This window comes from Anaerocolumna sp. AGMB13020, assembly GCF_033100115.1.
GTDB lineage: Bacteria > Bacillota > Clostridia > Lachnospirales > Lachnospiraceae > Anaerocolumna.
The window spans coordinates 153,764-168,006 of sequence record NZ_CP136910.1; the positions used below are offsets into that span (position 1 = coordinate 153,764).

The 14,243-nt window shown below is 35.2% G+C and carries 17 protein-coding genes and 1 riboswitch; of the genes, 14 read left to right on the forward strand and 3 right to left on the reverse strand.

All coding sequences use genetic code 11. The features are described 5' to 3' along the window. The first annotated feature begins 31 nt into the window (after positions 1–31). Together R2R35_RS00700 and R2R35_RS00705 are read left to right on the forward strand one after the other, a co-directional pair. Positions 32–973, forward strand: a complete 942-nt coding sequence (locus R2R35_RS00700; protein ID WP_317732581.1) for a phosphotransferase enzyme family protein — start codon at positions 32–34, stop codon at positions 971–973. Between the two features lie 123 nt (positions 974–1,096). Beyond that, positions 1,097–1,444: an inorganic pyrophosphatase gene (locus R2R35_RS00705; RefSeq protein WP_317732582.1), complete on the forward strand. Its 348-nt coding sequence runs from the start codon at positions 1,097–1,099 to the stop codon at positions 1,442–1,444. Positions 1,445–1,592: 148 nt separating this feature from the next. Here the strand turns inward: R2R35_RS00705 and R2R35_RS00710 are convergent, their stop codons facing one another. Further along, positions 1,593–2,738, reverse strand: coding sequence for a GGDEF domain-containing protein (locus tag R2R35_RS00710; protein ID WP_317732583.1), 1,146 nt, complete (start codon positions 2,736–2,738; stop codon positions 1,593–1,595). A 458-nt stretch (positions 2,739–3,196) separates the two neighbouring features. Here R2R35_RS00710 and R2R35_RS00715 point away from each other — a divergent pair, with 458 nt between their 5' ends. The 9 genes from R2R35_RS00715 (at position 3,197) to R2R35_RS00755 (ending at position 9,705) form a co-directional block, all read left to right on the forward strand. After that, entirely contained in the window at positions 3,197–3,778 is a 582-nt protein-coding gene (locus tag R2R35_RS00715) for a TetR/AcrR family transcriptional regulator (RefSeq protein WP_317732584.1), read from the forward strand. A gap of 20 nt (positions 3,779–3,798) precedes the next feature. After that, a complete protein-coding gene (locus R2R35_RS00720; RefSeq protein ID WP_317732585.1) occupies positions 3,799–3,945 on the forward strand; it encodes a hypothetical protein in 147 nt (48 codons plus the stop codon). Continuing rightward, a complete protein-coding gene (locus tag R2R35_RS00725) occupies positions 3,939–4,400 on the forward strand; it encodes an FMN-binding protein (RefSeq protein WP_317732586.1) in 462 nt (153 codons plus the stop codon). Before R2R35_RS00720 ends, R2R35_RS00725 begins: the two co-directional genes overlap by 7 nt. 13 nt (positions 4,401–4,413) lie before the next feature. Continuing rightward, entirely contained in the window at positions 4,414–4,935 is a 522-nt protein-coding gene (locus tag R2R35_RS00730; RefSeq protein WP_317732587.1) for a flavodoxin family protein, read from the forward strand. Positions 4,936–5,239: 304 nt separating this feature from the next. Then, positions 5,240–5,689 carry a DALR anticodon-binding domain-containing protein gene (locus R2R35_RS00735; RefSeq protein ID WP_317732588.1) on the forward strand — a complete coding sequence of 150 codons (450 nt, stop codon included), beginning with the start codon at positions 5,240–5,242 and terminating at the stop codon, positions 5,687–5,689. Between the two features lie 106 nt (positions 5,690–5,795). Then, positions 5,796–5,882: riboswitch (NiCo riboswitch) on the forward strand. A 60-nt stretch (positions 5,883–5,942) separates the two neighbouring features. After that, entirely contained in the window at positions 5,943–6,824 is an 882-nt protein-coding gene (locus R2R35_RS00740; protein ID WP_317732589.1) for a cation diffusion facilitator family transporter, read from the forward strand. Positions 6,825–6,991: 167 nt separating this feature from the next. Next, a complete protein-coding gene (locus R2R35_RS00745; RefSeq protein WP_317732590.1) occupies positions 6,992–7,639 on the forward strand; it encodes a matrixin family metalloprotease in 648 nt (215 codons plus the stop codon). A gap of 14 nt (positions 7,640–7,653) precedes the next feature. Beyond that, positions 7,654–8,241, forward strand: coding sequence for a hypothetical protein (locus R2R35_RS00750; protein WP_317732591.1), 588 nt, complete (start codon positions 7,654–7,656; stop codon positions 8,239–8,241). 444 nt (positions 8,242–8,685) lie between these two features. Next, the gene (locus R2R35_RS00755) at positions 8,686–9,705 is read left to right on the forward strand and encodes a LacI family DNA-binding transcriptional regulator (RefSeq protein ID WP_442872261.1); all 1,020 of its coding nucleotides are present in this window, start codon (positions 8,686–8,688) and stop codon (positions 9,703–9,705) included. A 230-nt stretch (positions 9,706–9,935) separates the two neighbouring features. Here the strand turns inward: R2R35_RS00755 and R2R35_RS00760 are convergent, their stop codons facing one another. Then, complete coding sequence (locus R2R35_RS00760; RefSeq protein WP_317732593.1) at positions 9,936–10,151, reverse strand: hypothetical protein; 216 nt, start codon at positions 10,149–10,151, stop codon at positions 9,936–9,938. A 171-nt stretch (positions 10,152–10,322) separates the two neighbouring features. Further along, on the reverse strand, positions 10,323–10,751 hold the full coding sequence (locus R2R35_RS00765; RefSeq protein WP_317732594.1) for a pyridoxamine 5'-phosphate oxidase family protein: 429 nt from the start codon (positions 10,749–10,751) through the stop codon (positions 10,323–10,325). A 122-nt stretch (positions 10,752–10,873) separates the two neighbouring features. Here R2R35_RS00765 and R2R35_RS00770 point away from each other — a divergent pair, with 122 nt between their 5' ends. The 3 genes from R2R35_RS00770 to cysT all read left to right on the forward strand — a co-directional run bounded on the left by R2R35_RS00770 (position 10,874) and on the right by cysT (position 14,236). Then, positions 10,874–11,830, forward strand: a complete 957-nt coding sequence (locus R2R35_RS00770; protein WP_317732595.1) for a helix-turn-helix transcriptional regulator — start codon at positions 10,874–10,876, stop codon at positions 11,828–11,830. A 503-nt stretch (positions 11,831–12,333) separates the two neighbouring features. Then, on the forward strand, positions 12,334–13,377 hold the full coding sequence (locus R2R35_RS00775) for a sulfate ABC transporter substrate-binding protein (RefSeq protein WP_317732596.1): 1,044 nt from the start codon (positions 12,334–12,336) through the stop codon (positions 13,375–13,377). Between the two features lie 28 nt (positions 13,378–13,405). Next, the gene (gene cysT / locus R2R35_RS00780; RefSeq protein ID WP_317732597.1) at positions 13,406–14,236 is read left to right on the forward strand and encodes a sulfate ABC transporter permease subunit CysT; all 831 of its coding nucleotides are present in this window, start codon (positions 13,406–13,408) and stop codon (positions 14,234–14,236) included. Positions 14,237–14,243 lie beyond the last annotated feature (7 nt).

Sequence of the window (14,243 nt, forward strand, 5' to 3'; positions counted from 1 at the left end):
ATAATTTTGTTACACAAGGGGGACTGCATTTATGACTACATCTGATATCTTGTTACAGCTGAATCATTCCTATCCGCTTTACTTTAGGAGTTTGGAGCTGTTAAGTGAAGGTGGTTCCAGAACATTTTGTGCCTGGAGCGACCATGAGAAATACTTCTTGAAGGTTATACCTTTTGCTTTTTGCGATTCTGCCAAACAATCTACGGATATTTTATTGTATCTGGAGGAAAATAGATTTCCTTCCCCTTCTGTAATTAAAACAAAGAGTGGGAAGGCATATGTTGAAGGGCAGGACAAAGAGAACATTTTAGTAGTATTTAACTATCTTGAAGGGGAAGAACCGGAGCCAGATGACAATTTGGAATTGGCAGGCGAGTTGATTGGTAAACTCCATCAACTGATGAGAGCATACAAGGAAGACCTTCCCGAGCATAATAAAAAATATTTTATTAATCGTTACATAGATTTACTTAAACAGATGAGCTATGATGAAAATAAGCTAAATAAATTCCGTGAATATGGAGAATATCTCTGGAGCAGGGTGGAAAACCTCCCCCGAGGCTTCTGTCATGGAGATTTATATCCGGGTAATTTATTTAAAACACTGAAAGGAAATTACTATATATTAGACTTTGATACCGCTTCCTATGCTTTTCCCCTATATGATTGTGTACTATTCTGCAATCGAACAAATTATTTTGATTATGAGGAGGAGGGGCTGCTTCGATCTAAGAAAGCATTTCAATCCTTTTTAAAGGGCTACAGCAGGTATTCTATTCTTAGTACGGAGGAAATAAATGCCTTTAACGATTTACTGGCAATATATCATTATCAGCTGCAGGCGACCATTCTGGAAATTCATGGCCCAAATTGTGTGGATGAAGAGTTTCTTGACAGACAGCTTGATTGGCTTATGTGCTGGCGTAAGCAGTGCGAGAAAGAAGAAAAGTGCGTTACAAATAAACAATTATAATTATATTATACGTTTTTTACTATGGGTTAAGGAATAAAATAAGAAATATTTCAACCGAAAGTTTGTGCTTGCGTACCACAAACTTGGTATGCGCAAAGAGCGTATGCAAGAATAGAGGTTAAAATGGCATATAATGTGGAGTTTTGGGCAGCTTTGGACAACTTGGTAGAGCAATCGGAAATCATAATAGACCGTCCCAAAGGTACTGTTCATCCAAATTACCCTGACTTCTTGTTTAGGGTAGATTATGGCTATTTAAAAGGAACTTCTTCTATGGATGGTAAGGAAATAGATGTCTGGCGTGGAAGTGATCCGGGTGAATATATAGATGCCATTATATGTACGGTAGATTTAACGAAAAGAGATTCAGAAATCAAGATACTTATAGGCTGCAATGAGGAAGAAAAAGAAAAAATATATCAGACACACAATTCCTCCAAGTATATGAAAGGTATTATGACACGTAGATAACCTCCACTCTAAACAGTTAACAGAAATATCAATATCAGGAGCAAAGAGGGTTCTTACAGGTCAGCTTGTTATGTGCAGCTGTAAGAAGCCTTTTTTACATATCATTATTCTATGATAAATACCAATTGCTTTCTTAGCAACTCACAATTTAGCTTTTATCTGCTTCCGTATAGATATGTATGGTGTTCTTAATTGTCTTAGCTGCATATAATGCCTGGTCTGCGTTAACGATAAGCCTTGCCGAATCCATATGCTTGTAATAACCGGATATTCCAATACTGGCTGTTAGCTTAATATTTTCCATATTTTCAAAGCTTACAGACTGAAGGTCTTTGCTGATCTTTTCGCAGGTCTTAACAGTATCTTCCACAGAGGCGTTGGGAAATAAAATACAGAATTCGTCGCCACCATAGCGAAAAGGGATTGCATCTGTACAGTTTTTCTTTAAAATACGCCCCATCTGCTGAAGGCATTCATCACCGAATATATGTCCGAAGGAATCGTTTAAGGTTTTAAAATTATCGATATCAAGCATCACAAAAATACAGTTATTATCAGCGGTTTCAGTATCCATATCTTTTATGGTATCATGCAAAGCCCTGCGGTTGAAAATACCCGTCAATTCATCCATCTGCAGTTTCTTCTGCAGCTGCTGCCTTTCCAGTTCTTTTTGAATACTGGCTGCATTTTTCTCCCGTTCAAAACGAATGACAACCATGCTCACAGTAGAAAAGGCAAGCAGTATAAATAAAGAAATCAGGAAATCGACTAACCTGATTGAATCTTCAAAGATATTAACTTTGTCCAAATCCCATGTAATAAATAATTCTGATGTAACCATACCGACCATGCTCAGAGCAGAAGTAATAACAGTAAGACGATAATCTGCATAAATAATGGTTAACATAATAGGAAGGGCAAAGATAAAATATAGTGCTGAAAAGGCTACATGAACAGTAAACAACACAAAACATATAACTACAAATAATAATGAAATGATATAAACCTTATGTACTTGTGAAATCGTCTTTGAATGTATTACAATAAAATTAACCAGGATACATATAAAATTAACGGTAAAAGGTATAAAGATGTATTTAATTATAAACATCGTAACCGAAGTGTTTAGATATTCAGAATTACACATAATATATCCCAAAGCTAATTCTATGAAAAAGGAAAAAATAAATAAGCCAACGGATGTCTTAAAATGAAGTTCCAACCATTTATTGTCAATGCGGTTATATTCTATCTGTATCTCTTTTTCCATTTCACTGATATGTGTTTTATCCATAATGCTCCTTATGTTAGCTGTCATCTTTTTGATAGCAATTCATACTACTTTTTTGTCATTATAATACCAGAATATGCAAAATAAATCAATTCTTGATGACTTGTTATTTTAATAACGAAGTAGATACGAGGGGATTCCTTGTTATGTGAATCTATTATATAAAATAATCGGAAACATAATCAGATAACAGTTCAAATAACAGGTTCAGATAACAGGTTCAAATAACAGTTTTAAAACAGATTAAGATAACAATTAAGTTAACAGATCAAAATAACAAAGTCAAAATAAGATTAAGGCAAAAAAATTCAAGATAAATTTAAATAAGAATAGTGAATAGATAATCATTAAGTACGTTTAAAATTTTAACCTGTTATCTTGACAGTTATAAATGTTTTAGGATATAATATGAATGAATTAAATACAATTCATTCATGTGAATAAACTATGGAGGTACGCTTTTGGAAGATAAAAAAACATTGATTTATAACAGTGCAAAAGAATTATTCAGTTCAAATGGCTTTAAAGACACAAATATATCTGTGATAACAAAAAAAGCCGGAATGGCAGTTGGGACTTTCTATAATTATTATTCCTCCAAAGAAAAACTGTTTATGGATATCTTCCTGGAAGAAAATGAAAAACTTAAAAAATCCTGCCTTCAGTCACTGGATCTGAATCAGAATCCAATGATTGTGGTAAAGCAGATGCTGAAGCTTAATACAGAGGGGATAAGAACAAACCCAATCTTAAGAGAATGGTACAACAGAAGTGTTTTTGAAAAACTTGAGCAGGTATATCGAGAAGAAAATGGTCTTGATACAGTAGATTTCTTATACGATAGTTTTCTCGAACTGGTAAACCTCTGGCAGGAACAAGGAAAAATGAGAAAAGACATCGACAGTAAAATGATAATGATGATCTTTGCAGCGATTACGAACATCGATACACATAAAGAAGAGATTGGGTTTGAATATTTTCCGGAGCTTTTGGAGCATATGACGGAACTTATCATGAATAGCCTTATGAACTGCTCCAGCTGATGAAACAGGAGCAGTATTTTTTGAAAAGAAATGAACGAATGAAAAAATATTCATTCATTGCCTTTTTTCTTGTTTGGGTGGGAATGAAATTTGCACAGAAGGAATCAAAAAGAGAGGACTTAGAAACGCTTCATGAAATTGAAATAGAAAGGAGATACAAATGCTAAGTTCAAAAGAAAAGAAAAAGAAATTACGCCTTTGGCATATTATATTAATAATACTGTTAATTCTTGTGTTTGCTGGCTTTACAGCAATATTGGTTGATGGCAGAGAACGGAATGAACTGGAAACCCTGACCATTGAAAATATAGATTTCACACACCTGAAAGATGGTATTTATGTTGGAGAATATAGCGGAACAAAAGGGCATTTCAGAGATGCCACAGTCGAATTGACAATAGAAAATGGTAAAATACAAGACATCAGAGTACTGAAAGGAGCACTGGATAACAAAGGTAATCCTGCTAAATTATCAAAAGGTGTTACCATATTAGATTTATTTCATAAGGTAATAAACGCACAATCATTACAGGTGGATGCCATCAGTGGTGCAACACTTACATCAAAAGCGCATCTAAAAGCACTGGAAGCGGCATTGAAGAAAGCAAAAGATGAAAAATAAAAAGGAGGCCTTTATGAAAACAATTATTATTTCTTATTCTTACACAGGCAATAATGAAGCACTTGCAGAAATGGTTGCCAAGGAATTATCTGTAAAACACTATAAAATAACTACCTCAAAGCCTATGACAATGGTTACAATCCTTCTTGATATGATGTTTTCCAGGGTACCTAGAGTTGATCCTCTACCGGCTATCGTTAAAGATTACGATATTGTACTTTTTTTCGGACCAGTTTGGATGGGGCAGACAGCTTCGCCGCTACGGGCATATTTAAATAATCTAAAGCGCAATTCCAAACCCTATGGTTTTATTTCTATAAGCGGAGGAGCAGATGGTGGAAATCCGAAACTGGCTCAAGAACTCTTAAAGAGAACCGGCAATCCCCCTGTACTACTTTTAGATCAACATTTATCAGAATTATTACCTGTAAAATCTCAGGTTACCAGAAAAGAAACATCTTCCTATAAAATCAACGAAGCCGATTTAATGCAACTCACAAAACATACACTGGAAGCTGTCAAAGGAATCCTCTGATAAAAAATCCTTTGACAATTCATCTCCCAAATGTTAACATAACACAAAATGAAAGGATCTGAAAATATGAATCATTGCTTAAACAATCAAATCAGACGCAGATATAGATACCTGCTCGTGTAATTATGCGCTATACGCATAGTTACAGGAGTATTTGTCTTGTATCTATGCGGTTTGGTGAAGTAGAATCATATTTCAGAAACTTGAACCGTAATAGAAGGGTTTAGACCCGGTCTATTACGGTTTTTTTATTTCAAAGGAGGAGACTTACCATGCAGAAAAAAATCAGCAAAGATATTGCAGCATGCATACCTTTCATGACTTATTTACACAAAGGATTAAGAATATAGATTTTAAATGGGAGGATGTATTAAGCTTTGAAGGAGCTTCAGGACCATATATTCAATACACCTATGCAAGGGCTAAGAGTATCTTGCGAAAAAACAGGGATTATACAGCTGCTTTAGATATCGATTTTGAAGTACTGTCAGAGGAATACAGCTATCAGCTAATAAAAGGCCTGAATAGCTATACAGACACAGTTATAAAAGCGGCAGAGAATTATGAGCCTAGTATGATAGCACGGTATGTACTTAATCTGGCACAGGATTTTAATAAATTTTATCATAAATGTCCAATCAAGCAATCAGACAATCATATAAAAAAGGCCCGATTACTGCTTGTATACGGAGTTCAAAAAATAATAGGTGAAGCTATGTCATTACTGGGCATAGAGTGTCCGGAAGAAATGTAAAAAATAAAATATGAGAAATGATAACACATCAATCTCCAACTTCATATATTAATATGTATGCATCATATCTCCAGCTTTTGCCTCCCTATTTGGGTTTACCTATATAATAACTATATATGAACAGACAGTGTATTTCTATACATGTGGTCGGGTCTCCTAGCAGAGACAGTGGTAGTTTATCCATGGGACAATTATAATAATTGTTCCCATGGATTTTTTTACCCTATACATAAAAATCAGAGAGGAATAGTCCATGGAAAAGAATAAGTTTAAAAGGGTTCAAAGATGCCTTTTACTTATACTCCTGATAAACTGGCTGGTTGCGCTGCTAAAGATTTTGATAGGTGCATTTTCAAAAAGCACAAGTGTGACAGCGGACGGACTCCATTCGCTATCCGATGGGATGTCCAATATTGTAGGGCTCATAGGAACAGGTATGGCAGCGAAACCAGAAGACAGAGAACATCCTTATGGTCATAACAAATACGAGACCCTTTCCGGACTTTTTATTGCAGTTATGCTCTTTTGGGTTGGTTTACGGGTTCTTATTAATGCTATTCAGGTAGTAAGAAATCCTGTCAAGCCTGAGATTTCCCTGCTAAGCCTTCTGGTATTATTTCTTACCTTGGTGATCAACTTTTTCGTGTCAATGGGGGAATATAGAGAAGGCAGGAAACTTGGCAGCTTGATTCTCATTTCAGATTCAATTCATACCAGAAGTGACATTTATATTTCTCTAGGTGTTTTATTTACGGCTATTGGAATAAAGCTTGGATTACCTAATATCATCGATCCTATTCTTTCACTTATTGTGTCCGGCTTTATCTTATATAGTGCATATGAAGTAGGAAAGCATAACTGTAACATTCTTCTTGACAGAGTAGTGGTGGATACAGAGGAAATCAGAAATATCGTAATGAGCTTTGAAGAAGTGAAAGATACTCATAAGATACGAAGCAGAGGAAGTATTGAGAATCTGTATATTGATATGCATATACTGGTGGAACCCTGTCTGAATATACAAGAGACCCACAAACTGGTTCACGAGATAGAAAATGCCATTAGATCTCATATGAATCAGAGCGCACAGGTAAATGTACATCTTGAACCCTATATAGCAGAAAATACAAATTAAATTATTATAAAAAATAAATGATCAAGTGAATTCATATTTTATTAACTGCTGATCGCATTTGTTGTTTAGAAAAAATGTGAAAATATTTGACAAACAATAACTATCATGATAGTATACATTTATTACCATATTAATACCTTTACTAAGTGATTATTAAGGAGGAAAAAATGAAATTAAAACATAGTTTAGTAAGTTTCACAATAGTTTTTATGCTTGTACTAGTAAGCCTACATCCAAGTAAAGCAAGTGCAGCAACAGGTATTGATTTATCATATTGGTATACTGATTCAAGTGATATATACTATTGGGATACTTCTACAATTAAAACTTTTACCGGTACTAATGTTACAAACAGTTTACTTTCAACAACAAAAATAAATGAATACGTTTCATTGGGATTCTCAAGTTGGAATAGTGCTACTGGTTTATCGAGAAATATCGTTGCAAGTCAATCACAAGCAAATTTAGCTATTGGTGGTATTAGTAGCAGTGATGCATCGAGTATAGGCATACCTGTAAATGTTGCTGGAGTAACATTATATTCTGGAACATTTGCAATTAATGGATATTATAACAATTCAACTAAGTATATATATAAAATTTCTAGTCCAACTAATCTATATTTGGTTAATTCTTCAGCAACAAGTAGTTTTACTGAAACCACCTGGAAAAAAGTAGTTGTCCATGAAATGGGGCATGCATTTGGTTATACAGGACATTATAATAGTGGTAATATAATGCAAGAATATATAGAAAATGTTACTTCAACTACACCTAGTACCAATGAAAAAAATCATATAGGTCAGGTATATTGATAAGGAGAGAGATTATGGCTAGAAAATTTATAATTTTATCTATATCTTTAAGTATTTTGGCATTGGTAATGGTTTTTAATTTTAACAGAAATAATGAAGAAATTAATGAAAATTCATTTAATATTAATATTACTAAAGATAATGATGTAATCGGAAATAAAAGCAATATATCTGCAGTATATGTTGATGGTTATAACACTTTAAATGAATTAGCAGCAGCATCTGGTTTAGTTGTCAAAGGGACTGCAGGATCAGTAATTGAATATAAAAAATTAGGTACAGTTACTGAATTTAATATTGAAGAAAGTATACAAGGTATTGATAATAAAGTTATCAAAATAATTCAACTTAATGATAGTAAACTAATTGAATCAGGAAAAGAATATGTTCTGGCGTTAGATAAAGACTATGAAAATAACACATATTATATTTTGGGTGGAAACCAAGGAATATTTGAAGAGAGTAATGGAAAAATAATTACTTATAATGATTCATATGATGAAATCATAAATAATATCTCTGAAAGCAAAAGTAATAACAAGATTTCTGCAGATAACTTAGATCAAGTATTCGATATTTTTTCAAAGTATATAAATAATTAAATTTTTAATAGGATAGATTAGTTACAAAAAAGGTTCTTGGTAAGGAACCTTTTTTTGTAATTTTAGAATAAAGTTTAATCAAATTATTAATCTTTTTTTCTTATTTCTACTTTTACTTATTCTCTATTGTTGAAACAGGTAAAGAGGATGGCTTCAAGCCAAATAAGTCTTTTATATAAATGGCACACAGTTAATGCAACATTCAAAAAATATTCCAAAACTAAACTGATATAAATAATTCTGTGGTCTGTATAATTGCTTAATAATTGTCAAAAACTTAAATACCTTATGCTGATACATTTGAATTCTCTATATTCATATTGACATTATAGGGTATACTGTGTATAATCTCGAATAACATAATTCAATGTTTTCATGTCCAATCTGTAAGCTGTTTAATAAATATAAAATACTTGCTAGCTGTTATTGAGGAGGTCTTTCAGTATGACACTAAAGGAAATTGCCAAGCGTGCAGGGGTATCAGTTTCCACCGTTTCCCGTATTATCAATTCAGAAGATGGTAATTTTGCACGTAAGGAAATACGTGATAAGGTGTGGGAGATCATCAGGGAGACGGAATATGTCCCGAATCAGTCAGCCATCCAGTTAAAGCAGAACAAAAATGGTAAGGTTAAAGTACCCTTAACAATAACCTGTATCCTTGGAAGAACCAGGAATTTAGAGGATAATCCATTCTTTGCGCAGGTTGCCCGAGCCGTTGAGCAAAAAGCCCTCAGTTTAGGTTATGTGATTTCTTTATCCTATTCGGTATTGGATATAACCAATCTGGATCTACTCAAGAAAATTGAATCTGTAAAAACGGATGGTGCAATTGTTATTGGACGTTTTGAAATGGGAACAATTAAATTCTTGAAAGCTCATTATAAAAATATTGTCTATGTAGGCCGTAATGTAATAGATGCCGATTTGGATCAGGTAATTTGTGACGGTTATGAAGCGACCCGTGAGGCTCTAAATTATCTGATCCAATGCGGACATAAACGAATAGGTTATATTGGTGAAACGGTTAATGAAGCCCGCTATAATGCTTACATAAACATTGCCTCAAAAAAGAAACTGGAATATGACAACAGTATCGTCTGTTCCTGTCCCCAGAACGGAGCCGGGGGATATCAAGGTGCAGATATGCTGTTAAAGAAAGCGAAACCCTTACCCACCGCAGTATTCTGTGCTACAGATGTTACAGCGATTGCGGCAATCCGTCGTTTTACAGAAGCAGGCATAAAGATTCCGGAGGATATATCTGTTATTGGTATGGATGATATTGAGCTTGCAGGTTATGTGTCACCAATGCTGACCACCATTGGTATGCCCAAATCTGAATTGGGTAATATTGCTGTGCAAACACTTGTCAACCGCATGAATAAAAATCACAAATTACCTATGAAAATATTTCTTCCTTATAAATTAGCAATCAGAGAGAGTGTTGCAAAGCATATTTAAAACGAATAAAGCTTTCTTTATAATCTATAAAAGATAAAACTTCAGCTAAATCCAGCAGCCAAAGGTAGATACGACCCATACCAAAAGAAATAGCAGTTCGGAAATACATAAGAACCTTAAATCCCAGAACCTCCATAATAAATACAATCAACTGACTGCTGTACGACGGTTTTTCTTTTACCGTCGTGCGGCAGTTTTTAGTCATCACTATTTAATTCAGCAATAAAGCTTTATTGCTGAATTTGATAGAAAAAATCCTCTTTGGAATTACATATTGTAAGATTTCCATCAATGCGTCCAAAAAATCTATCTCTTAACCCAGGGTATTTCTTTTTACATCTGCTTACGCAACCAAATTCCAGATTGCAATTACTCTCCTTTGCATATGCTGCAATCTCATCCTTGTTGAAATTAGAACAGCGTTTACATACCTTTACTTTTTTCATAGTCAATCACCTTATCCTTTATGCAGTATTCTTATTTACCGATTCAATTAAGAAAAAAGACAGCATCAAATTATGTGGCATAAGCTACTATTTTACTTAAAATATTGTACATAAGACTACAGCTTACTATTTCTACTGTCTGGCAACGTTTCATTCTATAGATTAGCACAGTTAGAATGTAACCGTTCCTGTCTGCATAGGTCCAAGCACAACAATTGCTTCTTTAACATGAATTTCATATACATCTAAAAACCTGCCTGCCATTTCCAGTGTTCTTTCAAAGCCTGGAATCTGCGTTATAAACATGTCCTTTAATTCATCAATGGTAAAGTCGCTCTTATGAACGGTAGCTTTTTGGCTGCGAACATGAATATGTCCATCGGCAGGTGCAGGGACAGTTGTGAAAGCAACCTCATTATTTCTTGCAAATTCAGTCACCTTTGGCATATTTCTGTTAGTAGAAAAGTAAATGACGCTGGGTCTGACCGGATCAAAACAACTTGATACACAGCGGATATTCGCCTTGTTGTCAATCGCTGTTGCTAATGCAATAGAATATGCTTTTTGAACAATTTCCTGATATTTTTCAGTATACTCCATACTGGTCTACCTCCTTATGATTATTATGCTTTTAGACTAACATGGTAACCTTGACAGCATTATGTCAGTGTTTTAAAATAAATAAAAGTAATCATTTTCTTGTTCATCGAAAGGAATAAAAAATGAAGATTGACAGACTGATATCGATTATTTTGCTGCTACTTGAAAAGAAAAAAGTCAGCGCCAGAGAGTTATCGGAAACATTTGAAGTTTCACTTAGAACAATCTATCGCGATATAGAAACAATTGATATGTCTGGCATACCGATTATTTCAACTACCGGAGTCAACGGTGGTTTTCAGATTATGGAAAAATATAAAATTGACAAGAATGTATTTTCCGTTTCTGACCTCGTAGCCTTATTAAGAGGCTTACAGGGGGTATCAGCCGTCATGAGTAGAGAAGAAATAGTTCATACTACAGCAAAAATACAAAGCCTTATCCCTGCAGAACAAGCCAATGAAATAGAGTTACGTTCCAATCAAGTTTTATTAGATTTACAGCCGTGGAAAGAACATCCCAAAGTGCAAACTTATTTTTCTGAAATCAAAGAGGCTGTGAAAAACCAGCAATTGATTTCTTTTGCGTATTTTAATCGTTCCGGGCATACAAGTAAGCGTAAAGTTGAACCGTATAGAGTTATGATAAAAGCACATAGCTGCTATCTAATGGGGTTTTGCTTAGTACGAAATGAATTTCGTTTATTTAAATTGGTACGTATGTCAGAGCTGCAAATTCTTAACGAGTTATTTTCATTGCGGGAATTGCCCAGGGAATTACCGCATATAATTTCTGAATTTACGGACATGATGGATAAAAAGCAAATCACCGTTAAATTACGTATTCACGAATCTGTGAGGGATAAGGTCATAGATTATTGCGGAAATGAAAATATTACCCCCTTTAATGAAGATCATTTTATAGCCCTGTTACCGTTTATTGATGACGATTCCGGATATAATCTTATTCTAGGCTTTGGCGATAAATGTGAATGTTTAGAACCTGTGGAAGTTAGAAATGAACTTATCCGTAGAATCGATAATCTGGCCAGGCTTTATACCCGCCCGCTTCTACAGTAATTTATGGGGAATGCTAACGGCAAGCAGGCCAAGTATAAGCAGAATTGCTCAAATATTAATGACTGTACCAGAGATGTGCAGGTAAATGCAGAAACTATCAGGAACAATAACTGTCTGGTGCAGTTCTTTCCTGATATCATAACCATGGTTTGAAAAATACATGATACAACGTGCTTTAACAGTAGCCAAATAAAAAATAATGCGGTAAAATAAAAAGAAGCTGTAACCAATTTATTAACAAAAAAGCGGATTCTAAACTATTATTTAGTTGAGAGTCTGTTTTTTTGTCTTCTCAAAGATTTTAAAATACAGGATTTATGCATATTAACAGCTACGCAAACGTTTTACCTTTTTACTGTTGCATAACTATTACTTCTAAAGTATAATCATAAATCATAGTAATCATATATGAATTAATATCATCTGTTTTGATCAGAAGCTATTATCTTTGACTTATCAGCAATAGTCAATAGCAGGCTTTATGAAGGAGGAAAGGAGTATTTATGAAAATCAGAAAACTGTTTACGTTCGGATTAACAATGGCATTAGTAACGGGGGTATTGGCTGGTTGTGGCAACAAGAGTAAAGATGTGGATGTATCAAGTGCAAAATCTGTGGAAATTACGAATGTATCTTACGATCCTACCAGAGAATTTTATGAAGCCTATAACAAAGAATTCGCAAAATACTGGAAAGAGAAGACCGGTCAGGAGGTTACTGTTGTGCCATCCCATGGAGGCTCCGGAAAGCAGGCTCGTTCTGTTATTGAAGGTAATGAAGCAGATGTTGTCACCCTGGCACTGGGTTATGATATTACTGCTATCGAAGAAGCCGGACTTATTGAAGCCGGATGGCAGAGTGAATTTGAAAATAACAGTTCTCCTTATACTTCAACAATCGTATTCCTGGTTCGTAAAGACAATCCAAAACAGATAAATGATTGGGATGACCTGATAAGAGAGGACGTTAAAATAATCACTCCCAATCCTAAGACCTCCGGTGGTGCCAGATGGAATTACCTGGCTGCCTGGGGATATGCTGATAAAACCTATAACCACGATGAAACGCAGATTAAGGAGTACATTAAGAAGCTTTTCCAGAACGTATTGGTGCTGGATTCCGGTGCCAGAGGTGCAACCACTACTTTTGTGGAAAATGGTCAGGGAGATGTACTACTGGCCTGGGAAAATGAAGCTTACCTTTCCATTAAGGAAAACCCGGATGAATATGAAATAATTACACCAAGCATAAGCATCCTTGCAGAACCGCCTGTAGCCCTTGTGGATAAGGTGGTAGATGACAGAGGAACAAGAGAAGTTGCTACAGCTTACCTGGAATATCTCTACTCTGATGCAGGGCAGAAGCTAGCAGGAGAGAACTATTACAGACCTACGAACCCAGAAATATTAAAAGAATTCAAAGATGTTTTCAACCTTGATCTGGAACTGTTAACCATTGACGACCCGTTATTCGGTGGTTGGAAACAGGCGCAGGAAAAACATTTCGACGACGGTGGTATATTTGATCAGATATATACCGGTGAATAAAAAAGAATAAATGGAGGCTTTAAGACCTATGAAACGTCGTAAAAGAAAGCAGGTAATCCCTGGATTTGGAATTTCCATGGGAGTCACTTTAACCTTACTCAGCTTAGTTGTACTGATTCCAATGGCTTCTCTGGTACTTAATGCCTCTACGATGGGAATACATACTTTTTTTGATACGGTTACGGACAAACGAATTGTATCCGGTTATGTGGTGAGTTTTTCCTGTTCCCTTATTGCCGCAATTATCAATGCAGTTTTTGGTGTGATATTAGCCTGGATACTTGTACGGTATGAGTTTCCTTTTAAGAGATTGATAGACGGGCTCATTGAACTTCCCTTTGCCCTGCCTACAGCTGTTGCCGGTATCGCCCTTACCACCCTTTACTCTGACAAAGGAATGATAGGAAAATTTCTGGGAGCATGGGGAATAAAGGTTTCTTACTCAAAACTTGGAATCATTGTTGCTATGGTATTTATAGGAATACCTTTTGTAGTAAGAACCATACAGCCGGTGCTTGAAGATCTGGATCCCCAATATGAAGAAGCAGCGAATGTTCTTGGTGCCAGCAGAGCAAAAATATTCTTTCGTATAGTATTTCCGGAGATCAGACCGGCACTGCTTACCGGTTTCGGTCTTGCTTTTGCAAGGGCTGTAGGAGAGTATGGCAGCGTTGTCTTTATAGCAGGTAATATTCCCTTTAAGACAGAAATCGCTCCTCTCCTGATAATGAGTAAATTGGAACAGTTCAACTATGACGGTGCGAACGCCATAGCTTTAGTGATGCTGGCCTTTTCCTTTATTATCTTATTTGCCATTAACTCAGTGCAGGTATATGCCAATAAATTTACCAGGGAATAGAAAGGAG